29 protein-coding genes are annotated in these 26249 nt (G+C 60.5%); 11 read left to right on the top strand and 18 right to left on the bottom strand.

Going from position 1 to position 26249, the window contains the following annotated elements:
- Both K7H22_RS05290 and K7H22_RS05295 read right to left on the bottom strand, forming a co-directional pair.
- On the bottom strand, positions 1–624 hold a 624-nt coding region (locus K7H22_RS05290), incomplete at its 3' end, for a glycosyltransferase (protein ID WP_230799692.1).
- On the bottom strand, positions 621–2504 hold the full coding sequence (locus K7H22_RS05295; protein WP_230799693.1) for a glycosyltransferase family 2 protein: 1884 nt from the start codon (positions 2502–2504) through the stop codon (positions 621–623). The genes K7H22_RS05295 and K7H22_RS05290, both read right to left, overlap by 4 nt.
- A 234-nt stretch (positions 2505–2738) precedes the next feature.
- On the opposite strand from K7H22_RS05295, the gene K7H22_RS05300 reads away from it, so the two are divergent.
- The 5 genes from K7H22_RS05300 (at position 2739) to ptsP (ending at position 8373) form a co-directional block, all read left to right on the top strand.
- Positions 2739–3215, top strand: a complete 477-nt coding sequence (locus K7H22_RS05300; protein WP_230799694.1) for an NUDIX hydrolase — start codon at positions 2739–2741, stop codon at positions 3213–3215.
- Between the two features lie 112 nt (positions 3216–3327).
- A complete protein-coding gene (locus K7H22_RS05305; protein ID WP_230799695.1) occupies positions 3328–3783 on the top strand; it encodes a DUF1178 family protein in 456 nt (151 codons plus the stop codon).
- 26 nt (positions 3784–3809) lie between these two features.
- A complete protein-coding gene (locus K7H22_RS05310; protein ID WP_230799696.1) occupies positions 3810–4457 on the top strand; it encodes an SDR family oxidoreductase in 648 nt (215 codons plus the stop codon).
- A 323-nt stretch (positions 4458–4780) separates the two neighbouring features.
- Positions 4781–6040, top strand: coding sequence for an aspartate kinase (locus K7H22_RS05315; protein ID WP_230799697.1), 1260 nt, complete (start codon positions 4781–4783; stop codon positions 6038–6040).
- Between the two features lie 95 nt (positions 6041–6135).
- The gene (ptsP, locus tag K7H22_RS05320; protein WP_230799698.1) at positions 6136–8373 is read left to right on the top strand and encodes a phosphoenolpyruvate--protein phosphotransferase; all 2238 of its coding nucleotides are present in this window, start codon (positions 6136–6138) and stop codon (positions 8371–8373) included.
- An 84-nt stretch (positions 8374–8457) separates the two neighbouring features.
- On the opposite strand, the gene K7H22_RS05325 is transcribed toward ptsP, so the two are convergent.
- Positions 8458–9150 carry a PRC-barrel domain-containing protein gene (locus tag K7H22_RS05325; RefSeq protein WP_230799699.1) on the bottom strand — a complete coding sequence of 231 codons (693 nt, stop codon included), beginning with the start codon at positions 9148–9150 and terminating at the stop codon, positions 8458–8460.
- Here K7H22_RS05325 and K7H22_RS05330 point away from each other — a divergent pair.
- Positions 9149–9361, top strand: a complete 213-nt coding sequence (locus tag K7H22_RS05330; RefSeq protein WP_230799700.1) for a hypothetical protein — start codon at positions 9149–9151, stop codon at positions 9359–9361. The two genes, K7H22_RS05325 and K7H22_RS05330, sit on opposite strands and share 2 nt — an antisense overlap.
- A 142-nt stretch (positions 9362–9503) precedes the next feature.
- Positions 9504–9668 (top strand): hypothetical protein, encoded by a 165-nt coding sequence (locus K7H22_RS05335; protein ID WP_230799701.1) that lies wholly within the window; start codon positions 9504–9506, stop codon positions 9666–9668.
- Positions 9669–9676: 8 nt separating this feature from the next.
- Here the strand turns inward: K7H22_RS05335 and K7H22_RS05340 are convergent, their stop codons facing one another.
- The 4 genes from K7H22_RS05340 to K7H22_RS05355 all read right to left on the bottom strand — a co-directional run bounded on the left by K7H22_RS05340 (position 9677) and on the right by K7H22_RS05355 (position 12287).
- Positions 9677–10465 carry an aspartate dehydrogenase gene (locus tag K7H22_RS05340; RefSeq protein ID WP_230799966.1) on the bottom strand — a complete coding sequence of 263 codons (789 nt, stop codon included), beginning with the start codon at positions 10463–10465 and terminating at the stop codon, positions 9677–9679.
- 9 nt (positions 10466–10474) lie between these two features.
- Positions 10475–10882 (bottom strand): cupin domain-containing protein, encoded by a 408-nt coding sequence (locus K7H22_RS05345; protein WP_230799702.1) that lies wholly within the window; start codon positions 10880–10882, stop codon positions 10475–10477.
- A gap of 67 nt (positions 10883–10949) precedes the next feature.
- On the bottom strand, positions 10950–11714 hold the full coding sequence (locus tag K7H22_RS05350; protein ID WP_230799703.1) for an EcsC family protein: 765 nt from the start codon (positions 11712–11714) through the stop codon (positions 10950–10952).
- An 84-nt stretch (positions 11715–11798) separates the two neighbouring features.
- A complete protein-coding gene (locus K7H22_RS05355) occupies positions 11799–12287 on the bottom strand; it encodes a GNAT family N-acetyltransferase (RefSeq protein ID WP_230799704.1) in 489 nt (162 codons plus the stop codon).
- Positions 12288–12419: 132 nt separating this feature from the next.
- On the opposite strand from K7H22_RS05355, the gene K7H22_RS05360 reads away from it, so the two are divergent.
- From K7H22_RS05360 to K7H22_RS05370, 3 genes are all read left to right on the top strand, one after another.
- Complete coding sequence (locus K7H22_RS05360) at positions 12420–13025, top strand: flavin reductase family protein (protein ID WP_230799705.1); 606 nt, start codon at positions 12420–12422, stop codon at positions 13023–13025.
- 84 nt (positions 13026–13109) lie between these two features.
- Positions 13110–13979: an S-methyl-5'-thioadenosine phosphorylase gene (locus tag K7H22_RS05365; RefSeq protein WP_230799706.1), complete on the top strand. Its 870-nt coding sequence runs from the start codon at positions 13110–13112 to the stop codon at positions 13977–13979.
- 31 nt (positions 13980–14010) lie between these two features.
- Positions 14011–14541 carry an adenine phosphoribosyltransferase gene (locus tag K7H22_RS05370; RefSeq protein WP_230799707.1) on the top strand — a complete coding sequence of 177 codons (531 nt, stop codon included), beginning with the start codon at positions 14011–14013 and terminating at the stop codon, positions 14539–14541.
- A 75-nt stretch (positions 14542–14616) separates the two neighbouring features.
- Here the strand turns inward: K7H22_RS05370 and K7H22_RS05375 are convergent, their stop codons facing one another.
- The 11 genes from K7H22_RS05375 to coxB all read right to left on the bottom strand — a co-directional run bounded on the left by K7H22_RS05375 (position 14617) and on the right by coxB (position 24553).
- Entirely contained in the window at positions 14617–16035 is a 1419-nt protein-coding gene (locus tag K7H22_RS05375; protein WP_230799708.1) for an FAD-binding oxidoreductase, read from the bottom strand.
- A 45-nt stretch (positions 16036–16080) separates the two neighbouring features.
- Positions 16081–16911, bottom strand: a complete 831-nt coding sequence (locus tag K7H22_RS05380; protein ID WP_230799709.1) for an MBL fold metallo-hydrolase — start codon at positions 16909–16911, stop codon at positions 16081–16083.
- Positions 16912–17040: 129 nt separating this feature from the next.
- The gene (locus K7H22_RS05385) at positions 17041–17625 is read right to left on the bottom strand and encodes a GNAT family N-acetyltransferase (RefSeq protein WP_230799710.1); all 585 of its coding nucleotides are present in this window, start codon (positions 17623–17625) and stop codon (positions 17041–17043) included.
- A complete protein-coding gene (locus tag K7H22_RS05390; RefSeq protein ID WP_230799711.1) occupies positions 17625–18887 on the bottom strand; it encodes a M16 family metallopeptidase in 1263 nt (420 codons plus the stop codon). The genes K7H22_RS05385 and K7H22_RS05390 overlap by 1 nt, the downstream gene beginning before the upstream one ends.
- Positions 18884–20272 carry a threonine synthase gene (gene thrC / locus K7H22_RS05395; RefSeq protein WP_230799712.1) on the bottom strand — a complete coding sequence of 463 codons (1389 nt, stop codon included), beginning with the start codon at positions 20270–20272 and terminating at the stop codon, positions 18884–18886. The genes K7H22_RS05390 and thrC overlap by 4 nt, the downstream gene beginning before the upstream one ends.
- A gap of 5 nt (positions 20273–20277) precedes the next feature.
- Positions 20278–20952 (bottom strand): SURF1 family protein, encoded by a 675-nt coding sequence (locus K7H22_RS05400; RefSeq protein WP_230799713.1) that lies wholly within the window; start codon positions 20950–20952, stop codon positions 20278–20280.
- A 114-nt stretch (positions 20953–21066) separates the two neighbouring features.
- Positions 21067–21867: a cytochrome c oxidase subunit 3 gene (locus K7H22_RS05405; protein WP_230799714.1), complete on the bottom strand. Its 801-nt coding sequence runs from the start codon at positions 21865–21867 to the stop codon at positions 21067–21069.
- A 25-nt stretch (positions 21868–21892) separates the two neighbouring features.
- A complete protein-coding gene (locus tag K7H22_RS05410; RefSeq protein WP_230799715.1) occupies positions 21893–22477 on the bottom strand; it encodes a cytochrome c oxidase assembly protein in 585 nt (194 codons plus the stop codon).
- A gap of 2 nt (positions 22478–22479) precedes the next feature.
- Positions 22480–22680, bottom strand: a complete 201-nt coding sequence (locus K7H22_RS05415; protein WP_230799716.1) for a hypothetical protein — start codon at positions 22678–22680, stop codon at positions 22480–22482.
- Positions 22677–23618, bottom strand: a complete 942-nt coding sequence (cyoE, locus tag K7H22_RS05420; protein WP_230799717.1) for a heme o synthase — start codon at positions 23616–23618, stop codon at positions 22677–22679. The genes K7H22_RS05415 and cyoE overlap by 4 nt, the downstream gene beginning before the upstream one ends.
- A 92-nt stretch (positions 23619–23710) precedes the next feature.
- A complete protein-coding gene (coxB, locus tag K7H22_RS05425; protein ID WP_230799718.1) occupies positions 23711–24553 on the bottom strand; it encodes a cytochrome c oxidase subunit II in 843 nt (280 codons plus the stop codon).
- 194 nt (positions 24554–24747) lie between these two features.
- On the opposite strand from coxB, the gene tldD reads away from it, so the two are divergent.
- Positions 24748–26169, top strand: coding sequence for a metalloprotease TldD (tldD, locus tag K7H22_RS05430; RefSeq protein ID WP_230799719.1), 1422 nt, complete (start codon positions 24748–24750; stop codon positions 26167–26169).
- Positions 26170–26249: the final 80 nt, after the last annotated feature.

Genomic DNA, 26249 nt, shown 5'->3' on the forward strand with positions numbered 1-26249 from the left:
ATTTTCAGGCGCAATGCCCCAGTCCATATAGCGCTGCCGCAAAAAATCGGACGGCGCCACAAAATGGTCGATCGCGCTGAAATAGCTTTGATACCGGTGCTTTCGAAGCCAGAAATCCTGCGCCGGGATATCCGGAAAACAGCGATGGCAATCAGCAGGCGTTTCCCGAAAACACAGGCGGTTTGTGACAGGTTTGACCATCTGGCCGTTGTTGTAGCAAACCGCCAGAAATTCATGCAGCGTCAACACCAGTTTGATCTCTGGAAATTGGGTTCGAATAATCTGGAAATACTCCAGCCCCATCGGCCAGTAGTGATGCGCGTGCACAACAGTGGGCTGCAAAGCCCGTAGAAGATTTGCAAAATCCTCAAGCGTTCCGTCCGGCTTTGCAGCCCGCCCCATGAAAATGTTGCTCAGGCTCTGGTCCCAGAGAAACTCGTTCTCGCGCCGGATCGAGATCCGGCCCGTCGGCGGTTCTGTCGTCCCGTGTCTTGCCAGAAAAAAAGCCTGCGCCACAGCGGGATGTGCCTGATAGGCCTTATGCAGGTTGTAGGCCGCAATCTCGCCTCCGCCGAGGCTGAAATCCGGATGGGCATGGCTGATCGTCAGAATGCGGTGGGTCATAGTTGCTCACCCGCCAAGGCAGCTATGTCCGCCCCCCAGATCGCATTGAGCCGAGCGGCATTCAAAATCGCTATCTTGTTGTGAAACGCCTTGCCCCGCATGCCCGTCTTAGATGATCTTGATATCTGGGTCAGCATCGCATGCGGCTGCAGAACAACCCTGTGCCCCAATTGCCGAAGCCTCATCGAGAAGTCGAAATCAGCCCCAGTGCCGGGCAGATAGGACGTGTTCCACCCACCAACCTTGTCAAAAAGGTCTCGCGCCACCAACAAGCAGCCAGCACTCAATGCCGCAACAGTCGCCGCTTCAGTTTTGTGACCAAAATCTGCGGGAAGTCCGGCATTTCGAACACGGGGATACCAAATGCTCTCATTGTAAGGGTCCCAAACCTCATACCCATCGTGGCATATACTGCTATCTGTAGACAAAAGCCTCGCACCTACTGCGCCCGCAGTGTCATCACCATCAAGTGTGGCGAACAATGCATCAAGCCAGCCAAATCCCAAAGGGATCACCGAGCTATCCAAAAAAAGAAGATAATCACCTCGTGAATACTCAGAACCAGCATTATTCGCAGCACTTGCCCCACGCCTGTGGGAGTAATAGACAACCTTAAAAGCCACGCCATGAAGCCTGTGGCACAGCTCGGCCTCTTCAAGAAATTCGCTCCGAAGCATTGGATCGTCCAACACAAATATAATCTCTGTTTTTCTTAGAAAACTTTCATCTTTCGAAAACGCCATCAACTGACTTTCGAAGGCATCAAGGTTGCCACTCAGATAGATGACAATCGAGACCTTGGGGTCTTGAACACCTGACCCAAAAAAAATTGTTTTCGGTGATAGCGTTGCCCTACTTTGCTTTTTTTGTATCAGCGGCAAAAGAAGGGGCCAATCTATATCATTTGATCTTTGAGCAAGAAGCCTATCTTCCGTAAGCACATCAAACAATTTCTCAGCAGCCGCTAGTGGATCTTCAGACAACGTTTCCGCAGTATTTATCTCCCCCAGAGTAAAAAGTCCGCTGGCTGTAACTATCCGCAACTTTAACCGCAGCTTCGGGCCAGTATTTGGCAAAAACGCAATAAATCCTGCATCCATACCAGCTGAATGATGCTCCGAAAATGCCGCTATTATGTCACGTCTCTCTCGGCGGAAGGCTTTATCCAGCGGGTAAGTATTTTTTGCATCATCTTCAAACCAAAGGATTGAATCCACAAAATGCAGCGCCCATCCGAATACGACAACTCCCCCTTCGATACTAGCAAAAGCACCTTCTAGAAAACCGTAGCAGCCTATTGGCGGAGTATTACTTTCTGGGAGTTTATCGACAACATCCCACCAATCTTCTTCTCCAATCGATTTGCCGACTAAATCTTCGTACGTTTTAGTCAACAATTCTGGAAGAAGCCTGAATTCCCCATCGGTTAATTCTTCACTTTCAAGCAAAACACCAGTATTGATCTGCGCGCAGCGAGGAAGTGCGACACCGAGTTCAAACGGACTGCTATCAATTTGGGCGTCTGTTACTATAGTAAAGCCCAAGTTTTGATCCGAAGAGACCCCAAGGGCTGAGGCCACATCGTCCCGCCGGTAAAACTTTAATACGAGCGGCCAAACGTTACCATTTTGTCTTAATTCTAGTTTTAGAAGCGGTGACGTGCTCCATCCGAGCAAAACCAAGAGTTCACCTTGCCGCGACACTCTTTCTAGAAATACTTTCTGGATCTGTCCAAATCGATCGACTAACGACAAAATCTCGCTTTGAATTTTGGCTGGACCAAATGAGGTCTGCAGAGCCTCACCAGCAGGCAAAATAACGTCTTCATCTGCCGGCTTTACTTTTATCAGATTCGGGACACCAAACATTTTTCCACTCAACAACACACTTGCTACTATGAACTACGTCCAGATTATCCAGCAACCTGTCAAGGCGGGACAACCAGGGTTAAACCGAGTCGGTTAAAGCTTACGCGTAGGCGCACGACAAGTCACTTGCAAAGCAACCGGGGTCACCCCAAACTCTGGTTAAGAAATTGTGCTTAAGTTAAGATTAACTGCCGGGTAGTACTTGTGGGCCCGACGTCGTTGTTTCCGGCAAAAGGATCGTGGGCTTTGACCGTCCAGAGCATCAAGCAACTGCCGCTGAGGCTTCAGGTGTCGCATAAAAGCGATGTCCGGACCCAGTTTGCTGCTTTGTGCTACAGGATCGTCAAGAACAAGATCGAGATCCTGCTGGTGACAAGCCGCGGTTCGGGACGCTGGATCGTGCCGAAAGGCTGGCCGATGGACGGGATCACCCCTGCCCGCGCAGCCATGACTGAAGCCTGGGAAGAAGCCGGAGTCGAGGGGCGGGCCGATGATATCTGTCTTGGCATGTTCTCCTATTCCAAGGTGCTTGGCCCCGAAACCATGCTGCCTTGCGTCGCGATGGTTTATCCTGTCCGCGTGAGCCAGCTGGCCACGGATTATCCCGAAGCGGGCGCGCGGCGGCGCAAATGGTTCAGCCCCAAGAAGGCTGCCAAGCGCCTGCAGGAACCGGAACTGGCTCAGATCGTCCGCAACTTCGATCCGCGCAAGCTGCGGCGCTGACTTGATTTTGCCCCGCAAGCCGTTATCTGTTACGCACCCGACCCGCATACCATGATCCACAGGCTTCAAGCCGCCGGATTACAATTGCAGACAAGAATGCAGATCAGGCAGCATGATCCAGTTTACGCTCAAATGCAGTAACGACCATCGCTTCGACAGCTGGTTCCATTCGTCGGAAGCCTATGACAAACTTGAGAAATCAGGCCTTGTCACCTGCACAGTCTGCGGTGGCACCTCGATCACCAAGGCGGTGATGGCACCACGTGTGCGCCCTGCGCGCGATGCAGTGCCAAGCACCGGCACCGCTGCGCAAACGGCGCAACAGGGCCAGTTGACAGCACCCGCCTCAACCACAGAACAGGCATTGGCCAAGCTCAAGGCCCATATCGAAGCCACTGCCGACTATGTCGGACGCGATTTTGTTCGTGAGGCGCGCGCCATGCATGACGGCAGCGCGCCGGACCGCGCGATCTATGGCGAGGCGGCCCCCGAAGACGCGCGCCGTCTGATCGAGGACGGCGTGCCCATCGCCCCGCTACCTTTCGTGCCACGGCGCAAATCCAACTGACCCCACCCAAAAAGACAGGACATCGCATGCGTATCGTGATCACCGGCGCAAGCCGCGGCATCGGTCAGGCTATGATGAAAGCCTACCAGCGCGCTGGCCACGAGGTGACAGGCACGGGCAGACAGGCAGGCACGGACCTTTTCCCCCTTGATGTGACCGATCCCGCCAGCCCCGCGGTGCTTGCGGCCCATCTGGGCGCGCGGCCCGTCGATCTGCTGGTCTGCAATGCCGGTATCTATAGCGACAAGGGTCAAAACCTCGAGACGGGGTTTGCCGCCCCGCTCTGGGCCGAGGGTTTTGCCACCAATGTTACCGGAGTGTTCCTGACGATACAGGCCTTGCTACCGCATCTGCTGCGGGCGCCCGCTGCAAAAATCGCCATCATCTCCTCGCAGATGGGCAGCGACACGCGGGCTCCGGGGGGCAGCTATATCTACCGCGCGTCCAAGGCGGCGGCGCTCAATCTGGGGCGGAACCTTGCGGTCGATCTGCGCCCGCGTGGTATCGCCGTAGGGATCTACCATCCCGGCTGGGTGCAGACCGATATGGGCGGCTCTGCGGCTGATATCACGGTAGACGAATCCGCCAGCGGTCTTGTCGCGCGTTTTGCGGCCCTCGGTCTTGAGACAACAGGCTGTTTTGAAACATGGGACGGCCGCCCCCATCCCTTCTGAGCGCAATGGCACGGGCGTGCTGTTTCTTCTTGCCTCAAATATCCTGACGGGCCGCCTGCGTCACCGGACGACCAGATCGGATTTGATCCCGTCCAGATCTGTCCACCAGATCACCAGCCGACTGGCCAAGACCCGCGGCAGGCAGTCTTGAGATCACGGCAAGGTCGCAAACCTGATGGAACCCAAGCGTCTGCTCGCGCAGGCTTGCAAGCGTGTTTGGCCGCGCCGCGCAAACCGCTCAGATACCGGCGCTGATGCGATAGATATTGCGCGTGGCACAGCAAGGGATTACACGCGGGCGAGCTTGCGACCAAGGACAGACCATGCCCGTTCTCGTGATGAAATTCGGCGGCACTTCCGTCGCCAACCTCGACCGGATCAAGCGCGCCGCCAAACGGGTGGGCGTCGAGGTCGCCAAAGGCTATGACGTCATCGTTATTGTCTCGGCCATGTCCGGCAAAACCAATGAATTGGTGGGCTGGGTGCAGGAAATCTCGCCCTTCTATGACGCGCGGGAATATGATGCGGTGGTGTCCTCGGGCGAGAATGTGACAGCAGGCCTGATGGCACTGACGCTTCAGGAAATGGATGTCCCCGCGCGCAGTTGGCAGGGCTGGCAGGTGCCGCTGATCACCAATTCGGCGCATTCATCCGCACGGATCGAGGATATCCCGCCCGCGAATATCACCGCGAAATTTGCCGAAGGTATGAAGGTCGCCGTTGTCGCGGGCTTTCAGGGAATCTCGCCCGAAGGCCGGATCACCACGCTGGGACGTGGCGGATCAGATACAACGGCTGTGGCCTTTGCCGCAGCCTTCAACGCGGAACGGTGCGACATCTACACAGATGTGGACGGGGTCTATACGACCGATCCCCGCGTCAGCCCCAAGGCGCGCAAGCTGGACAAGATCGCCTTTGAAGAGATGCTGGAACTCGCAAGCCTTGGCGCCAAAGTGCTGCAAACCCGCTCGGTCGAGCTGGCGATGCGCTACAACGTCAAGCTGCGCGTGCTCAGCTCGTTTGAAGAACCCACAGATACGGCAGGCACATTGGTCTGCGACGAGGAGCTAATCATGGAATCCAAAGCCGTTTCAGGTATCGCCTTCTCGCGTGACGAGGCCAAACTGACCCTTGTCACCATCGAAGACCGGCCCGGTATCGCCGCAGCGATCTTTGGCCCTTTGGCCGATGCGGGTGTCAACGTGGATATGATCGTGCAGAACGTGTCCGAGACAAACTATCAAGGCCATGCCGGTGGCGTGACCGACATGACCTTCTCTTGCCCCATCGACCAGATGAAACGCGCCGAGAAAGCGCTGAACGACGCCCGCGAAGCAGGCTTGATCAAGTTCGACCGTCTTGAGGCCGATACCGAGGTTGCCAAGGTCTCTGTCGTGGGCATCGGGATGCGGAGCCATGCCGGTGTGGCGGCACGAATGTTCAAAACGCTCTCGGATGAAGGGATCAACATCAAGATCATTGCAACCTCCGAGATAAAAATTTCCGTCCTGATAGACAGGAAATACATGGAACTTGCGGTTCAGGCGCTGCATGATGCCTTCGAGTTGGAGAAATCGGCCTGAGATCAGGCGACCGGTAGCCTGCTTCGGCTGCCAGTCGGACCGGCAGATCGGGGCGCGGGCCAGCGCGTGACAAGGCGGGGGACAAGGCAGGCCAGATGCCCGAACAAACCGAATCCGAAAGCCGCAAACTGCTGCGACGCTTGCGCGACGCCATGGCGGAAGACAGCGCCGGACAGGCGCGGCTGGACAAGATCACGCATCTGACCGCCGATTCGATGGGCACTGAAGTCTGCTCGATCTATCTGTTCCGCGACCCCGAAACGCTCGAGCTTTGCGCCACTGAGGGTCTCAAGGCCGAAGCCGTCCACCAGACACGCATGAAAATGGGCGAGGGCCTTGTCGGGCGCGTTGCCAGATCCGGCAGCATTATCAACACCGCCAATGCACCGCAGGAAAAGGGCTTCCGCTTCATGCCCGAAACCGGTGAGGAGATATATTCCTCCTTCCTTGGTGTGCCGATCCAGCGATTGGGTGAAAAATTGGGCGTTTTGGTCGTCCAGTCCAAAGAGGCCCGCGAATTTTCCGGCGACGAGGTTTATGCGCTGGAAGTGGTCGCCATGGTGCTGGCGGAAATGACAGAACTGGGCGCGTTTCTGGGGGAAGGCGCTGCACTGTCGGCCCGCCATCAACAGCCTGTCCTGATCCGCGGCACCACCGCGCAGGAAGGCGCAGCCGAGGGCCATGTCTGGCTGCACGAACCGCGCGTTGTCGTGACCAATCCGATCTCGGACGATCCGCATAAGGAACTGGAACGCCTGCATGAAGCGGTTGAAACGTTGCGTGTCAGCGTCGACCAGATGCTGGCCGATACGGGCGACAAGGAACAGACGGAGGTGCTGGAAGCCTACCGGATGTTTGCCAATTCCAAAGGCTGGATGCGCCGCATGGAAGAGGATATCGCCCGCGGCCTGACAGCCGAGGCGGCGGTCGAGAAGGAACAATCCACCGCGCGCAACCGGATGGAACAGGTCACCGACGCCTATCTGCGCGAAAGGCTGCATGATCTGGACGACCTGTCTAACCGTCTGCTGCGCATACTGACCGGACAGGGCCGCGAGACAGGGGCGGAACTCCCCCCCGATCCGATCCTTGTTGCGCGCAATATCGGACCTGCGGAATTGCTGGATTACGGGCGCAGCCTGCGCGGCATAGTGCTGGAAGAAGGCTCGGTCGGCTCGCATGCCGCCATCGTGGCCCGCGCGCTGGCGATTCCGCTGGTGATCCGCGCAGGGCGTATCACGACCGAGGCGCTGAACGGCAATCTGATCATGGTCGACGGCGATCAGGGCGTGGTGCATCTACGACCCGATGAAACCGTGGCCTCCGCTTTCCGCGACAAGATCGCGATGCAGGCGCAGGCACAGGAACGCTATACCTCGATCCGCGACAAACAGGCGGAAACGCTATGCGGGCGCACGATAGGGTTGCATATGAACGCAGGTCTGATGGCCGATCTGCCCAGCCTTGCCGGATCAGGTGCCCAAGGCGTCGGCCTGTTCCGCACCGAATTGCAGTTTCTGGTTCGCAACCAGATGCCCAAACGCTCGGAACTTTCCGCGCTCTATTCCCGCGTGCTTGACGCTGCCCAAGGCAAGCGCGTGGTGTTCCGCACGCTGGATATCGGCTCGGACAAGGTGCTGCCCTACATGAAGCCCAATGACGAGCCGAACCCCGCCCTTGGCTGGCGCGCAATCCGCGTGGGTCTCGACAAACCGGGCGTCATGCGGATGCAGTTGCAAGCTCTGATCCGCGCGGCGCATGGCCGCCCGTTGACCGTGATGTTCCCCTTCGTCGCGCAATACGGTGAATACCTTGCCGCCAAGGCCGAGATGGACAAGGCGATGGAGCGCGAGCGGATTCTGGGCCACCCCTTGCCCGCCTCGCTGGAAGTAGGCGCGATGCTGGAAACCCCCAGCCTTGCCTTCGCGCCCGAGCGGTTTTTCGAGGAAGTGCAGTTCCTGTCCATCGGCGGCAACGACCTCAAACAGTTCTTTTTTGCTGCCGACCGCGAGAATGAACGCGTGCGCCGCCGCTATGACACACTGAATGTCAGCTTCCTGACATTTCTGGAAAACATCGTGGACCGGTGCCGCGCCACTAATACCCCGCTCAGTTTCTGCGGCGAGGATGCGGGTCGTCCAGTCGAGGCAGTATGTCTGGCTGCAATCGGGCTGGAAACGCTGTCGATGCGCCCTGCCTCAATCGGTCCGGTCAAGTCGATCCTGCGCCGCACCCATCTGGGCGAGTTGCGCGACGTGATTTACGCTGCCCGCGATCGCGGAGAAGAGACCGTGCGCCCCTCCGTGATGGACTACCTGCAACAGCAGTTATGATCTGCAGCAACAGACCCAAAAAACCGCGGGTGGCCACGCATTGGCAGCCACCCGCAGCAGTCAGGTTTTGCAAAGAGCGACGGATCAGTCGTTGGCGGGTCGCTCTTCTTCGGTATCCGTATCGGATTCCATCGTATCGGACCCGGAGGTGTCGGATGCAGGCGCGTCATCCGTCGTCGGGGCGTCCGTTTCCGGCTCCTCAGTCGCCGGTTCATCCGCCTCAGGAGCATCCGCCTCAGGTGCGTCCGCCTCAGGTGCTTCGGTTGCAGGAGCATCCGTGGCCGGTGCATCCGTAGCCGGTACTGCCACATCAGGTGTGTCGTCCATCAGGGTCGACAACTGCGTGTCGGCCGGCAGGGGTTCGCGGTCAGTGCCATCATATTCCGGCATCGCCTCAAGCTCTTCCCGCGTCAGGCTCACCGAAATAACCTGATCCGCCGCGTTATAGGACAGATCACTCAACGGCAGGGCCACATCATATTGCCCGATACCAAGGAAGCCGCCGATACCGACCACAGCTTCGCCGTCATTGGTTCCCTGAACCACATCCGTGATATTGCCAATCGAGTCGCCGTTGGCGTCCATCACATCCGTGCCGTTCAGATCACCGACCGTCATCTCGGAAAGGCTCTGCGGGGCCATCGTGTCTGTTGCACTGTCACCCGCCATAGGCGCGGTGTTGTCGGCAGGGGCCGTCGTGCTGTCGGTTTGTGCGATAGCCGAAGTTGCCAGCAGAAGGCTCAGGGCCGAAGTCGTCATCAGGGTCTTGATCGTCATGTCATCACCTCTTGGGTTGCGTCGTGTGACAGGACAACTGGGGCCGCGAGTTGCGGTTCCACGCTTTTGCATGGGATCGCGCCACAAACACCGCATGCGGCCTGAACTGGCAGAAATGCGCCTGACCAGAGGAGTGGTTTTCGGCAGTTTCACGCCCATCACCGCCGCAGAGCCTTTGTCAGTGCGACAGGCCAGCCGTGGCAATTCCTGAACACGCAAGACCAAGCCATTGAAATGCTTTGAGGTGCGAAATCTCCCGTCACGGGACATGACCTCGCCCCGCGCATCCATCTTGTGCAAACCATCGCCGTGGTGCATGAGCAGGCGAAACCCAGACAGCCAAGGGCAATGACATGGATTACGGAAAATCGGGCGCAGCCAAGTCGGCCAAGAACATGCCGCGCCACAAGGAACATAACGAAAAGGGGACAGACAAGAACCCCTATGGCAAATCCGCCCCCAAGGCGGAACTGCTGGCACGTATGAAAGCCGCGGCAGAGGCCAAGAAAAAAGGCTGAGCCCGATTTCAGAACGAGAGTGGGCTGCGGTAATCCGCAAGCGCCGACAGAACGCTCATTGCGGCCAGCGCCGATGTGCGCGGATTGTCGGGCAGTGTCTGGCCCGTGATGGAAAACCGCATGGTGCCGAAATCGCCAGCGGCCTCGATCTCGTGGATATTGCCCTGCGTCGCAGGGTCCGCGATCAGGCGCACGCGAGTCTGATCGAAACCCGCCCCTGCCAGTGCCACAGCCGCCGCAACATTGGCGTTCTTGGGATAACCTAGCGCCGCCTGCCGTGCCGATCCCTCGAAATGGGTGACAGGAGCAGAGAGCGGTGCCGAGAGGTCCAGCACCTCTTCTGCCCGCGACCCCACCCAACCGGCGGGCGGTTTGCGCCCCGTATAGGTCACGCTGTCCAGACGCCCCATCCGCGCTGCACGCAGAGCATCCAGCCCGCCCAGCGCACCGCTGCACAGGACCAGACGACTGCCACCGTCGCGGGCGGCCTGTGTCAACGCCGCCTCAAGCTGGCGGTCGGCCAAGGCACCCAGCGAGACCGTGACAAGCGGTATTCCGGCGCGCAGTATGTCCGTACCGTGCTGTGCCAACCCCTGATGACCCGCGCAATCCACCATGATATCGGGGCTATAGCCTTCTATCCCCTTGGACAACGCCACATCCGCGTCAGTGGCGATACGGGCCGCGTCACCACGCCCTTGACGGATCAGCACCAGTTCCAGCCGCCCCCCGATGGCGGGCAACCCCTGCGCCACATAGTGCGCGATTGCGCCCTGCCCGATCAGACCGACCCGCAAAGTCATGGTTCAGCCTTCGACCGGTCGCGCATAATCTTCATCGCTCACATGCTCCAGCCATGTCACAGCCGCGCCGTCCAGCGCCTCCTGCATGGCAAGATGCGTCATGGCCTTGGCGGGTGCCGCCCCGTGCCAGTGCTTTTCACCGGGCGCGAACCAGACGGTATCACCTGGACGGATCACCCGCACAGGTCCGCCCCAGCTTTGCGCAAGGCCTGTGCCGGACAGGACCAGCAGCGTTTGGCCCAACGGATGCGTATGCCACGCAGTGCGCGCCCCGGGTTCGAATGTCACGCGGACAGCGCGCAACCTTGCGGGGTCCGGCGCTGTGATGACAGGCTCCATACGGACGCGACCCGTGAAATACGCCTCCTCGCCCGGCCCTGACGGGCGTGCTCCGTCCGCTGTGATCTCCATGCAAGCGCCTCCCTCAAGCTGCCACCAGTGTTCTGCAGTGCTGCGCGCAAGGCAAGCGCGAATGACCTCAACGCCGGCGGAAGGGTGCGCGCGCCAGCCTGTCGCGCAACCGTTCCGTCAGTTCCGCCTGCGGAACGTCACCGTCAATGGCCAGTTTCCGCAGACCGAACTGAACATGCGCGATTTCCTGATAATAGCTGGTATAGGCGTAATTCGTCGCGGCCCCTGCGACAGCCCCCAGAACCGGCACGGTTTGCGCAGCGAGTTTCTGCCCCAGCACCGTGGCCAGTCGCGGGGCCACGCGGGCAATAATGCTTTGCACCGTCGGACCTGTGACTGCCAGACGTGTCGACACAAAGGCCAGATCGGCCCCGTCGTCGCGCGCCAGCGGACCTGCTGCGGAAAAGACCTGAACGCAATCGAACTGCACATTCTGTGCGGCCGGATCAAAGCCGTTCTCGGCCGCCACGCCTTGAATCGCGCGCAGCAGTATCGTTGTCGTGATCGGCAATTCCGCCATCGCTGAGGGCAGGCCGCCAAAGCCGCCCGCGGCACCCATTGCCGTTGTGACCGCCGTGTTCATCCAGCCCGGCTGATCGCCCACCAGCCCGCGCGAACCCTGTGCCGCGCGCATCGCCCAATGCAGCGCCGCCTCGGTCCCCTCGCCCAGACGGTCGCGGACGGGGGCTGGCAGCCGGTCCAGCAGCGATTCCGCGCGTCCGCCGATCAGGTTCAGAACCTGAATCCCCATCCCGCCCGCGCGGGCATAGCGTTGCGCCAGCCTGTCCAGCTCGGCTTCGACATCGACGGTGATCAGGGGGTTGGCGGTCATGGGCCTATCCTTTGTGCATCCCTGCATAGATTGGATGGCGCGCCGCCGCATTCAAGCGGTCAGGCTGCATTCGATCCTGCCAGTTCAATCCAGCCAGCGCGCCACGGTGCCTGAAACGCCATGCCATGCGCCTTCCGTCAATTCATGGCCCAACACGCGGTCAGGGTTGGTGGGGGGCGGCATCTCAACCCCCTCAAGCTTCCAGAAACCGAAGCGGTTGTAATAGGGCGCATCGCCCACCAGCATAACGCGGCTCCAGCCTGTGTCGCGCGCCCGTTCCAAACTGTCCTGTATCAGCAACGCGCCCAAACCTTCGCCCTGATGGGTGGGATGCACAGCGACCGGCCCCAGCAGCAGCGCGTCCTGCCCGCCCACATGCACCGGCCAGTAGCGGATGGCCCCTGCCAGAATACCCTCGCGGTCCCGCGCCACCAGCGACAAGCCCGGCACGGGCGGGATCTTGTCGCGCAACCGGTAGGATGACAGCGCCTCGCGCCCCGGTGCAAAGCACAGGTCGTAGAGCGCCTCGACCTCCCACCAATCGGCGGCGGACTCCTCGGTCAATTGAAACACCTGTGGCCGTCTCCGCGCGTCAATTCCAGTTTCCGGTGGAAACGCCCCTAGCATGGCGCTAGGTCAGGCACAAACCAAAGCGCGACCGATGACAGCATGGCGCGCAGATATCAGCCAGACACGAGGGTGCAGATGTTCTATCAGCCAAAAGACGGCCACGGCCTGCCGCATAATCCGTTCAACGCTATCGTGACGCCCCGCCCTATCGGATGGATTTCATCACGCGGGCTGGACGGTGTCGACAATCTGGCACCCTATTCCTTTTTCAATGCTGTAGCCTACACGCCGCCACAGGTCATGTTTGCCTCGACCGGCACCAAGGTCGATCGCAACGGCACCAAGGATTCCGTGGCCAATATCATCGAAACCGGTGTTTTCTGCGTAAATATCGTGGAATTCGCGATGCGCGACGCAATGAACGCCTCGTCCAAGACATTGCCCGCAAACCAGTCCGAGTTCGACCACGCAAAGCTGGAGCGCGCAGAATGTGACACCATCGCCTGCGCTCGCGTCGCCGCCGCTCCTGCCGCACTGGAATGCCGCCTGACCCAGATTGTGCCGTTGGAGGGTGAGGGCAACAGTCTGGTGCTGGGTGAGGTCACAGGCGTGCACATGCGCGACGACTGTCTTGTGGACGGAGTGTTCGACGTGACCACCTTCCGCCCGCTATCGCGTCTGGGCTACCGCGACTACGCGGTTATTACCGAGCTTTTCGACCTCAAACGACCCGATGACTGAGGGATAGACCCACTCTGCGCTTGCAGCCCCGTGCTGCTTGGCTAACCTTGTTCAAGATGCGGGCAACACAGGGCAGGCAGAATAATGCAGACGCGGATCGGGATCATCGGAGGTTCGGGCCTTTACCAGTTGGACAGCCTGCAAGAGCCCGAATGGGTCAGCGTGGCGACACCTTGGGGGGATCCCTCGGACCAGATCCTGACCGGCATGCTGTACGGTGTGCCGATGGCCTTTCTGCCGCGTCACGGGCGCGGCCATATCCATGCGCCATCCGATGTGCCCTACCGCGCCAATATCGACGCCCTCAAACGGCTGGGCGTGACCGATGTGATTACCGTCAGCGCCTGCGGCTCGTTCCGCGAAGAGATGGCACCGGGTGATTTCGTTATCGTGGACCAGTTCATCGACCGCACGCGGGGCCGCGTTTCCAGCTTTTTCGGATCGGGCTGCGTGGCCCATGTCAGCCTTGCCCATCCCACCTGCCCGCACCTGTCGGCGGCCTGCGCCACAGCCGCCCGCGGTGCAGGTGTGACCGTGCACGAGGGCGGCACTTATCTGGCCATGGAAGGCCCGCAGTTTTCCACCCTTGCCGAAAGCCGGATGTATCGCGAGGTCTGGGGCTGTGATGTGATCGGCATGACCAATATGCCTGAGGCAAAGCTCGCGCGCGAGGCCGAGCTTTGCTATGCCAGTGTCGCGATGGTGACCGATTATGATTGCTGGCATCCCGACCATGACGAGGTGGATGTGGCCCAAGTGATCGCTACGCTGGGTGCAAATGCCGCCCATGCCCGCGCGCTGGTGGCGGGATTACCGGCGTTGTTGGGGGCAGATCGCGCACCCTGCCCGCATGGTTGCGACCGCGCGCTGGAGCACGCGATCATGACCGCCCCTGACAAACGCGACCCTGCCCTTCTGGCGCGGCTTGATGCGGTGGCTGGCCGCGTTCTATAGCTAGCCCAACCTTTCAACAGCCGGAGCCCCCATGAAAACCGTCAAGGATTATATCCGCACGATCGTCGATTTCCCGCATGAGGGGATTCTCTTCCGCGATGTCACCACGCTTTTTGCCGATCCACGCGGATTTCGCATGGCGGTAGACCAGATGCTGCACCCCTATGCTGGCATGCGGATCGACGCCGTTGTCGGACTTGAGGCGCGGGGTTTCATCCTTGGCGGGGCGATCGCGCATCAGCTTGGCACAGGTTTCGTGCCGATCCGGAAAAAGGGCAAGTTGCCCGGCACGACGATCAGCCAAGATTACAAGCTGGAATATGGCGAGGCGATAGTCGAGATCCATGACGACGCGCTTGACGCCGGACAGCGCGTGCTGGTCGTGGATGACCTGCTGGCCACAGGCGGCACCGCCGAGGCGGGTATCAAGCTGGTTGAACGGCTGGGCGGCGTGATTGTCGGCTGCGCTTTTATTGTCGATCTGCCCGAATTGGGTGGCCGCAAACGGCTTGAGGCATTGGGCATGGATGTGCATGCACTTTGCGATTTCGAAGGTCTGTAAAGGGGGGCTGTCCGCCCCCCCCAACGTCGAACCCCGTTCGACGCCCCCCCGAGGATATTTGCGGCAAGAAGAAACCTAGACTTGGCGCAGCACCGCACCGGGATTGAGGATGCCGTTAGGGTCGAACATATCCTTGATCTGGCGCATCAGCGCCAGTTTGACCGGATCGGCATAACGCTCCAGATCGTCGATCTTGAGGCGGCCTATCCCGTGTTCGGCACTGACCGAGCCGCCCATTTCGTGAACCAGATCATGCAGCGCGTGTTTGACATGGTCGCGCTGGTTCAGATGGTCCGCGACCGTGCGGCCCTTCTGCGGGAATACATTGTAATGCAGGTTGCCATCGCCCAAGTGACCGAAACAGTTGATCCGGAAATCCCCGATACCGGCGATCAGCGCATCCGCACGCGCGATATATTCTGGCACCAGTCCCGTCGGTAGCGAAATGTCATGGCTTGAGACCGATCCCACGCGGCGGTTCGCCTCGGGGATCTGTTCGCGCACTTCCCAAAGCTGGTGGCGCTGCGTCTCGTTCTGGGCGATGATGCCGTCGCTCAGCAATCCGGCCTCGAAACCCCGCTCGAACAGGGTTTCCAGAGTATGAGCCGGATTCAGACCATCTGCCAGACCCACATCAATCAGCACCATCCATTCGGGCGCGGTATCGAAGGGTTGACGGATATCAGGCAAAGTCTCGGTCAGGAAATGCAGGCCGTTGGCATGGATCAACTCGAAGGCGCTGACCCCCTCGCCCATCATGTCGCGCGCCATCGCCAGCATGGTAATGGCAGCGGCGGGGCTGTCGACCACCAGCATCGCCGTGCCCTCGTCCGCGGGACGCGCCACCAGTTTGAGACTGGTCGCCGTGATAATGCCCAATGTCCCCTCGGACCCGATCATCAGGTTACGCAGGTCATAGCCCGTATTGTCCTTGCGCAACCGCGACAGCCCGTTCCAGATGCGGCCATCGGCAAAAACCACTTCGAGCCCCAGACACAGATCGCGCGCATTGCCATAGCGCAGCACATTCACGCCGCCGGCATTGGTCGCAAGGTTGCCGCCGATCCGCGCCGATCCCTTGGCGGCAATGCTGAGAGGGAAAAGACGGTTCACCGCCAGTGCCGCATCATGGATATCCGACAGGATCGCACCAGCCTCGGCGATCAATACATTCTCTTCGGGATAGACCGCGCGGATCGCGGTCATCCGCTCCAGTGACAGCAGCAGCGGCGCAGGCCCGTCCGGCATGATCTGACCGCCCACCAGACCGGTGCCCCCGCCATAGGGCAGCACACCGATGCGCGCGTCATTCGCCGCGCGCATCACGGTTGCGACCTGATCCACCGTTTCGGGGGCAATCACCAGTCCCGCATGGCCCGCCCAGCGGCCGCGCGGCTCTTCCAGATAGGCGGGTGTCACCTCGCGGAAGGCGCGTTCAGGCAGATGGTCGCGCAGCGCGCGGGCGAGGTCGGGTGTGGCGGGATTCAGCGTCATGCGATATGTCTATCACGCCGCTCCGCGCCGTCCAGTGATCACGCGTCAGTCAGCATCGCGCAGCAGTTCGGGACGCAGCACCACGATCGTCGGCTGGCGCGGCAAACTGCGAAGGGACAACTCGATGCTGCTCTCGCCCGCCTCAACGACAGCAAATTCTCCGCGCATCCCCTCGACAAAACGGCGCAGGGTGCTGTCTCCGAACCAGTGCATGGGGATCACCACGGACGACCGCAGCCGCCCGACCACCCGCATCATCGTGTCCAGATCCAGCGTCATACCGCCATCGACGGGCGCCATGACAACATCCAGCCGTCCGATGGCCGCATATTGCTCGGGGTCCGGTTCATGATGCAAATGCCCCAGATGGCCGATGCACAGACCTGCCACCTCGAAGATGAAAATGGAATTACCCCGCGGCTCGACCCCGCCGAAGGACCGGATATCGGTGGGCACATTGCGTACCAGCATCTCGCCCAGATCAAGATGGTGCTCGACACCTGCCCCGAAACTTTCGCCCCAGCCGCGCAGGACATGGGGAATCGCAGGGTCCGGTGCCGAGGTCCAATGCGTGGAATGAGCGTGGTTCATCGTGACCACATCGGGGATCAGATCGACATTGCCGATAAAGCCTGTGAAATCTGTCACCACGTTCAACCCGCCGGTTGTCTGGATCAGGAAAGAGGCGTGATCGAGATAGTTGATCCGCACAGTATGATCCGGCAGCGGATCGCGGAAACTGGCCTTGTGCAGATATTCCAGCCCCGGTGCCGATTGCGCGACAGCGATACAGTGGCTTGGGGTGCGATCCTGTGCGGCAGCGCCCGTTGCCAGCATCGCGAATGACAGGGCAAGGGCAGGTATCATCGGAACCATGGCTTATCCTCCTGCGCACAAGGATAGCGCAAAGGCTTGGTCTGTCACTTCACAGGGCTGTTTCTTCTTGCCCGAAATATCCAAATCGCATCGCTTGCCAGCAAAAACGCCTCTGCTTTGGGCATTCCGTCAGCCGGCATCCGTGCGCCCGCGCCGGTCAGCCCTGAGCGACGCATAGAGCACATGGGTGCGCCAGCGCCCCCCGATTTGCAGGTAGCTTTGCGCGACACCTTCATATTTGAAGCCGCAGCTTTCCAGCAATCCGCGCGAGGGCGTGTTTTCGGGCAGGCAAGCAGCCTCGATCCGGCTGAGGTCAAGCCGCTGGAAAGCGTGATGCACAACCGCCTCGATCGCCTCGCGCATGAAGCCCTGACGGGCGTGGCTGCGGCCCACCCAATAGCCAAGCGTGCCTGCCTGCGCGGGCCCGCGCCGGACATTATCCAGCGTGATCGCGCCCAGAAGCACGTTGTCGGCGCGCCGGATCAGGAACAGCGGCAAGGCCGAGCCGTTGCCGATGGACCGCTGCGCCCAGTAGACGCGGTTGGTAAAGGCTTTGCGGGACAGATGGTCGGCAGCCCAAGTAGGCTCCCACCGTGTCAGGAAATCCTCACTGTCGCGGCGCAGGCTGACCCAGTCGCGAAAATCGGCATGCAAGGGCGGGCGCAGGGTCAGACGCTCGGTCTCGATCCTGATTTTCCGACGCCCCAACAGCATCAGGCGACGCGCCTGTCCTGAACGCTCTGCCAGTCCGGTGCCGTCGCGATCGGGCCATACAGCGCCAGCGCCGAGGGTGCGGTGCTGATCATATGCGCTGCCATCGCGCGCACATCCTGGACCGTGACCGCGTCGATATGGTCAACCACTTCGGACAGCGGCGGAATGCGGCCCCAGACCTGCATCTGCCGCGCCAGACGCTCGGCGCGGTTCGAGGGGCTTTCCAGCCCCATCAGCAGGCCCGCCTTCATCTGCGCCCGCGCGCGCGCCACTTCGGCCTCGGACATGTCGTCGGCGGCGCGTTTCATCTCGTCCAGCGTGATCGTGGTAAGATCACCCAGGTCTTCGGCAGACGTGCCTGCATAGATCGTCATCATGCCGGTATCGGCATGGGCACCGGCCTGCGCGAAGATCGTGTAGCATAGGCCCCGTTTTTCGCGCACTTCCTGAAACAGACGGCTCGACATGCCACCACCAAGAGCCGAGGAATAGATCTGCGCGGTATAGATCGCGGGGTCGGTATAATCCGGTCCCTCGAATGCCAGCGCGAAATGGGCCTGTTCAAGATCCTTCTCGACACGGTGTTCGCCGCCGATGAAATGGGCAGGTGTCGGATGATGCAGCCGTCCTTTGGGCAACGCGCCAAAGATAGTTTCTGCGGCTTTCACGATCGCATCGTGATCCACAGCGCCTGCCGCCGACAGAACCATATTCGCGGGGCTGTAATGCTCGGCCACGAAGCCTTGCAAGTCTTGCCGGTCAAAGGCTTTGATCCGTTCGACTGGCCCCAGAATGGTGCGGCCAAGCGCCTGATCAGGATAGGCTTTTTCCTGCAACCAGTCAAAGATCACATCATCCGGTGTGTCCAGCGCCTGACCGATTTCCTGCAGGATCACACCGCGCTCGACCTCGATTTCGGAGGGATCGAAAATCGGGTTCAGCACGATATCCGAGACAACATCCAACGCCAGCGGCACATCCGCTTCAAGCACGCGGGCGTAATAGGCCGTGGCCTCGCGCGATGTATAGGCGTTGATATAGCCGCCCACATCCTCGATCACCTCGGCGATGTCCAGCGCGGTGCGGCGTTTGGTGCCTTTGAAAGCCATATGTTCCAGAAAATGCGCGATACCGTTCTGTTCGAGGCGCTCGTGGCGTCCGCCGGACAGGACCCAGATACCGATCGCGGCGGATTGCAGCCCGTCCATCCGTTCGGTCACGATACGCAGGCCGTTTTCAAGAGTGTGGGTGCGGACGGTCAATTGGCAATACGCTCTCTGATCAGGGATTCGATGGCGGCAAGGTCGTTGCCGATCCGCGTAACGCGCTCGGGCCGGTCGTAAAGATCGGCCATGCGCGGCGGCAGGGGCGGACGGATGCCTGTGGCCGCCTCGACCGCGTCGGGGAATTTTGCGGGATGCGCGGTGGCCAGCGTGATCATCGGCACGGCAGGATCGCGTAATGCCTCGGCCACATGGACACCCACGGCACTATGCGGGCAAAGCAGTTCACCAGTCGTTTTCAGCGTGCGCCCGATGGTGGCACTGGTCTCGTCCTCGCCGCAGCGGCCGGAATCAAACACTTCGCGCAGCGCTTGCAGCGCGCCCTGGCTGACGCTGAAGCCACCGGCCTTCAACTCGTCCATCAGTTGCGCCACGGCGGCACCGTCCTGATGATAGGCATAAAACAGCGCGCGTTCGAAATTCGAGCTGACCTGAATATCCATCGAGGGGCTGATCGAGGGAATCACCCCGTCAGGGTGGTAGTCTCCCGCCGACAGGCAGCGGTGCAGGATATCGTTATGGTTGGTGGCCACGACCAGACGCTCGATAGGCAGGCCCATGCGTTTCGCAATGTAGCCAGCGAAAATGTCACCAAAATTGCCGGTTGGCACGGTAAAGCTGACCTTGCGGTCAGGTGCACCAAGGCTGACGGCAGACGAAAAGTAATAGACCACCTGCGCCAGCACCCGCGCCCAGTTGATCGAATTGACACCCGCCAGACGCACACCGTCGCGGAAGTCGAAATCGTTAAACATGTCTTTCACGCGGGCCTGCGCATCGTCAAAATGTCCGTCGATGGCCAGCGCGTGGACATTCGCCTCGGCGGGCGTGGTCATCTGGCGGCGCTGCACTTCGGAGACACGACCATGCGGGTAGAGGATGAAAACGTCCACCGCATCCAGCCCTCTGAACGCCTCGATCGCCGCCGATCCGGTGTCGCCGCTGGTGGCCCCCACGATAGTGACCCGCTCACCGGAACGCGCCAGTGCTGTCTGGAACATCTGGCCGATCAATTGCATGGCGAAGTCCTTGAACGCCAGCGTCGGGCCATGGAACAGTTCCAGCAGGTGGTGGTTGCTATCCAGTTGCACCAAAGGCGCGCGGGCGGCATGGCCGAAACCGGCATAGGCGCGTGTGATGATGTCGCCGAATTCCGACTCCGTGAACGTGTCGCCGGTAAAGGGCCGCATGATGCGGAAGGCGACCTCCTCATAGGGCAGGCCCGCCAGCGCGCGTATATCGGCAAGGGACAGGGTGGGGATGCTTTGCGGCAGATAAAGTCCGCCATCACGTGCCAGCCCTGTCAGCATCGCCTGCTCAAAGCTCAGCACGGGGGCCGCGCCACGGGTCGAGATATATTGCACTGTCTTCAGCCTTTCACGGGTTTACGCATGCGCCATAACAGGAATCCGGTCATCACGACCCAGACAATGGCCAGACCGAACCATGTCACGGCATAGCCCAGATGATCGTTCGGGATGCCCGATGTGTCGACAGGCAAAGGTCGCAGGGCAGTGTCGGGCAGATCGGTCTGACGTGCCACGACCAGAACCGGCTCGGTGTCCAGATAGGCCGCCATGCGCGGCAAATCGCGGGCAAACCAGATATCGGCGCCCAGATCGGGTTCGGGTGTATAGCTGTCCACTTCGTCCGGCCAATGCAGGTTGCCCAGAACAGTCACGGGCGCGGCTCCGGCCTCGGGCTGGGCGGCCTGCACCGGAAGAAAGCCCAGATCGACCATCACACGCCGGCCATCAACCTCAAGCGGGCGGATGATACGATAGCCTGCGCCGACCTGCTTCTGGCTGACCAGCACGCGGATCGCGGGTTCCAGCAAAACGCCCGTGACACTGACGGGCAGATACCGGTCCATCTGTGCGTCGGGGGCGGCAGGCAGGGCCACAGGCGCGGCCACGATGCGCGCCTCGATATCGGCAAGGATCGCTTCCTTCCAGTCCAGCCGCTGCACCTGCCAAAGGCCAAGACCGACCAGCACCGCCGTGCCGAGCAGTCCGAATATCAGGGGAAGGATAAGACGCGCCAAAACGGATAGGCCCCTTGAACGTGGAAAGCGCGCGGATGCCGCGCGCTTTGCTTTCTTTCGCTTTGTCCGCCGGAATTCAACCGCTAATGCGCGATTGCGGCCGGACCTGCCGGATCAGCCGCCCCAGACATAGACCGCGGCGAACAGGAACAGCCAGACCACATCGACGAAGTGCCAGTACCATGCAGCGGCCTCGAAACCGACATGCTTTTCCTGACTGAAATGGCCGCGCTGCAGGCGGATCAGACAGACCAGCAGGAAGATCGTACCGATCACCACGTGAAAGCCATGGAACCCAGTCGCCATGAAGAAGTTGGCACCGTAGATGTTGCCTGCAAAGCCGAAGGCCGCGTGGCTGTATTCATAGGCCTGAAAGCCGGTAAAGATCACACCCAGAGCGACCGCAAGGATCAGGCCCCACTTCATGTCTTCACGGTTGTTCTCGTGCACCAGCGCGTGGTGGGCCCACGTCGCCGCCGCGCCCGAGCACAGCAGGATCAGCGTGTTGATCAGCGGCAGGTGCCATGGATCGAATGTCTCGATCCCTGCGGGGGGCCAGATGCCGTCCACGGCAGGGCTAAGCGGGCCCATCGGATACATGGCATGCTTGAAGAAGCTCCAGAACCATGCAGCAAAGAACATCACTTCGGACATGATGAACAGGATGAAGCCATAGCGCAGACCGATCCGCACGACGGGTGTATGATCACCCACCTGGCTTTCGGCTACGACATCGGCCCACCAGCCGAACATGACGTAAAGCACGCCGACAAAGCCTGCGAGGAACATCCAGGGCATCCCCTGCGACATCCACATGACCGCGCCGTACAGCATGACAAAGCCCGCAACGGCCCCAAGCAAAGGCCACAATGACGGGGCCAGGATGTGATAATCGTGATTTTTCTCGTGCGCCATCTCGTTTCCCTCGTTGGAAGGCTTCTTAGTTAAGTGTGGTATCGTTTCCGGCGGGGGCTGCGTCAAGGGCTGCCTGTTCCTCGGGAAGATCTGTTTCGTAGAAAGTGTAAGACAGCGTGATCTGTTTCACATACTGCCCGTCGCGGTCGGTCGCAATCGCGGGATCGACGAAGAACGTTACTGGCATCATCACACGCTCTCCTGGCTGCAAAACCTGCTGCTCGAAGCAGAAACACTGGATCTTGCTGAAGAAACCGCCTGCTTCATAGGGGGTGACGTTATAGCTGGCTGTGCCTGCAATGGCGCGGTCTGTCGGGTTATAGGCCTCATAGAAGGCAAGCCCTGTCTCGCCGATCTTGATCTCCATGCTGCGCTCGACGGGTTTGAACTCCCACGGCATGCCGCGTTCTTTGGAAGCGTCAAAGCGCACGATGATCGTCTGGTCCAGCACCTGTTCTGGTCCGGCTTCCGCGATCATGGTTGTGCCGCCAAATCCTGTGACACGGCAAAACCAATCGTAAAAGGGCACCGATGCCCAGGCCAGGCTGCCCATCACGACAACAAGACCCATGGTCTGGACGACGGTTTTCGATTTGGGGGACAAAGGCATTCTCAGTCTCCTGTAGCCGGGGCTGCTTGGGGTAAAAGATCCGTCCGCGGCGCATGATCAAAAGCCTGCATCGGATCGCCGCTGGTCACCTTGGCGACGGTCAATCCGAAGACGATGGCGATAAAGGCCAGCAGAACCAGTGCAAGACCTATATTGCGACCCGACCGGCGGTGATGCAACTCATGTGTGGCGCGAAAGCTCATCCCCAGCCTCCAAGTCCATAGGGGCGCAACGCCGCTTCGGCCAGAAGCGCGCCGAAATGCAGGAACAGATAAAGCAGGGACAGGCCGAAAAACGACTTCTCGACCTTGTATTTGTCATTCTGCGCGATCTCTTCGTCGCGCCGCCAGATGCGGAACGCACCCAGCAGGAACAGCGCGTTCAACACAACCGCCACTGTCAGATACACCGGCCCACCGATCGAGGTGAAGGCCGTGCCCACGGCCAGCGGCGCCAGCAGCAGCGTGTAGGCCAGAATATGGTTGCGGGTGACGCGGCGGCCGTGCGTGACGGTCAGCATCGGCACCCCGGCTTTTTCGTAATCGGCGTTCATGAACAGCGCCAGCGCCCAGAAATGCGGGGGCGTCCACATGAAGATCAAACCGAACATCAGCACCGATTCCAGCCCGATGCCACCGGTTGCCACGGCCCAGCCGATCATCGGAGGGAAAGCACCTGCCGCCCCGCCGATCACGATGTTCTGCGGCGTCCAGCGCTTGAGCCACATCGTGTACACGACCGCATAGAAAAAGATCGTGAAGGCCAGAAGCCCCGCCGCCACCATGTTGGAGGCCAGTGCCAACATGACAATCGCAAAGCCCGACAGGGCAACGCCTACGGCCAGCGCCTCGCCCGGTTCGACCTTGCCCGCCGGCACAGGGCGCTTGGCTGTGCGCTTCATGACCGCGTCGATATCGGCGTCCCACCACATATTCAACGCGCCCGAGGCCCCTGCCCCCACCGCGATAAACAGGATCGAGGCAAAGCCGACCATCGGATGCACGCCCATCGGTGCGGCCAGAAGACCGACCAATGCCGTAAAGACGACAAGCGACATCACGCGCGGCTTCAGAAGGGCCACGTAATCGCCAAAGCCCGCTTCGGGCTGGACGGTCTGGGTGTTGATGCTTGCGTCTGTCATATCAGGTCCCGTTCGGGGTCAGATCCGGCAGGGGGCACTGGTCGCGCCCCATGCGTGGCGGGGACAGGCTACGCGCCCGCCCCCTTGTGTCGTCAGTCGGCTGCGGCCAGCTTTACATCGCGCGGCGTGCCGGCATATTCCTCGATCGCGCCGTCCAACCATGCTTCATAGGCTTCCTCGCTCACCACTTTGACGGTGATCGGCATGTAGGCATGGTCCTTGCCGCAAAGTTCCGAGCACTGGCCGAAATAGATGCCTTCTTCCTCGGCCGAGAACCACAACTGCGCCAGACGGCCGGGGATACCGTCCTGTTTCACGCCAAAGGCGGGAATGGTCCAGCTATGGATCACGTCGGCTGCGGTGACCTGCATCACGACTGTCTTGCCGACAGGAACGACAACGGCGGTATCGGTCGCCAGCAGGTATTCATCCTGGCTGTAGCCATATTCCTCAAGATCTTCGCGGCCCAGCATGAAGCTTTCAAAGCCGAAATCGTGATCGGTGTATTCATAGCCCCAGTACCACTGGTAGCCTGTCACCTTGATATTGATGTCACCGACAGGGATTTCCTGCTGCTTGAACAGCACCGGCAGCGAGAAGGCACCGATAAAGAACAGGATCACGATGGGCACGATGGTCCATGCGATTTCGACCGGCGTATTATGGGTGAAGGAACCCGGCGTCGGGTTGGCGCGGCGATTGTAGCGCAGAATCACAATGGCCAGCAGGCCGCAGACGAAGATCGTAATGGCGGTGATGATCACCAGCACCATACCATCCAGCCACTGCAGGTCGCGGGCCAGTTCGGTTGCAGCCGGCTGAAAGCCGATGCCACCCGCTTTCGGCGCGCCGATGATTTGCAAAGCCTCCTGCGCCGAGGCAGGAACGGCAAGGAAGGCGGGAATTAGGGCCAGCAGGCTAGTCAGTCGTCGCATATGTCACCCTGATCGGTTGAGGTGTTTCTGGGTCTTTTGTCGGTCGTCCAAGCGGTATGCCATAGAATCCCGTTGTTTTGTCGTCGCGAGAAACCATATTCTGACAGACAAAACAACAACGAGCCTTGCGGCAAACGGACGCGAATTTGATTTAGATCAATTGCACGTGCTGCGAAAGATACAGAAAGCCCCTCATGTCCGATACTCCATTCCGCCCCCTCGAAGACAAGATGGCCCCTGATGCCGCCCTTGCCCTGCTGCGCGAGGCGACCGCAGGTGCCGATGACGGAGAGCTGTTTTTCGAACGTCGCCGCTCGGAAGCACTGGTATTCGACGATGGCCGCGTGAAAACCGCCAGCTATGACGCCTCGGAGGGATTCGGTCTGCGGGCCGTACGCGGCGAGGTGACGGGCTATGCGCATTCCACGGAAATTTCGGAAGCCGCCCTGCGCCGCGCGACGGGCACCGCGCGTCTGGCCGTCGGTCAGGGGGGCGGCACATGGGCCGAGCCCCCCCGCGCCACTAACCGCCACCTGTATACAGAGGACGATCCGATTGCGGGCGTCAGCTTTCCCGTCAAGCTGGACACCCTGCGCGAGATCGACGCTTTCGCCCGCGGTCTTGATCCGCGGGTCGTACAGGTCAGCGCGACTATCGCCGCCTCGATACAGGAGATCGAGATCCTGCGCCCCGACGGTGTCTCGTTCCGGGATGTGCGCCCGATGACCCGCGTCAATGTCAGCGTCATCGTCGATCAGGACGGAAGGCGCGAAAGCGGCACTGCTGGCGGCGGCGGGCGCGTGGGCCTTGACGGTCTGCTGGACCCTGCCGACTGGCAGGCCAAAACTCGCGAGGCGCTCAGGATCGCCACCGTTAATCTGGACGCCGTGCCTGCCCCTGCGGGTGTCATGGATGTCGTGCTTGGCCCGGGCTGGCCCGGCATCCTGCTGCACGAGGCGATAGGCCACGGGCTTGAGGGCGATTTCAACCGCAAGGGTACATCCGCCTTTGCCGGTCTGATGGGGCAACAGATCGCGGCGCGCGGAGTCACCGTGCTGGATGATGGCACGATCCCCGACCGGCGCGGCTCGATCACAATCGACGACGAGGGCACGCCCTCGGCCCGAAATGTGTTGATCCAGGATGGTGTGCTGGTGGGCTATATGCAGGACCGCCAGAATGCGCGCCTGATGGGTGTCGCCCCCACCGGCAACGGACGGCGCGAAAGCTATGCCCATGCGCCGATGCCGCGCATGACTAACACCTATATGCTGGGCGGCGAGACAGATCCCGCCGATATCGTGGCCGATTTGAAAGATGGCATCTATGCCGTGGGCTTTGGCGGCGGTCAGGTGGACATTACCAACGGCAAGTTCGTCTTCTCCTGCACCGAGGCGTACCGCGTCAAGGACGGCAAAATCGGCGCGCCGGTCAAAGGGGCCACGTTAATCGGAGACGGGGCAACCGCGCTGCAAAAGATTCGCGCCATCGGCAATGACATGGCGCTTGATCCCGGCATGGGCAATTGCGGCAAGGCGGGCCAGTGGGTGCCTGTGGGCGTTGGCCAGCCGACCCTGATGATCGGCGGCCTGACCGTGGGCGGCTCGGCAGCCTGACAGAACGGGCGCCGCCACTGCTGCAATACGGAAACGGCGTGCCTTCGGGTGCGCCGTTTGTCTTTGTGGTTTACCCCGAA

Origin of the sequence: Seohaeicola saemankumensis (assembly GCF_021021435.1) — a bacterium.
In the GTDB taxonomy this organism is placed as follows: domain Bacteria; phylum Pseudomonadota; class Alphaproteobacteria; order Rhodobacterales; family Rhodobacteraceae; genus Seohaeicola.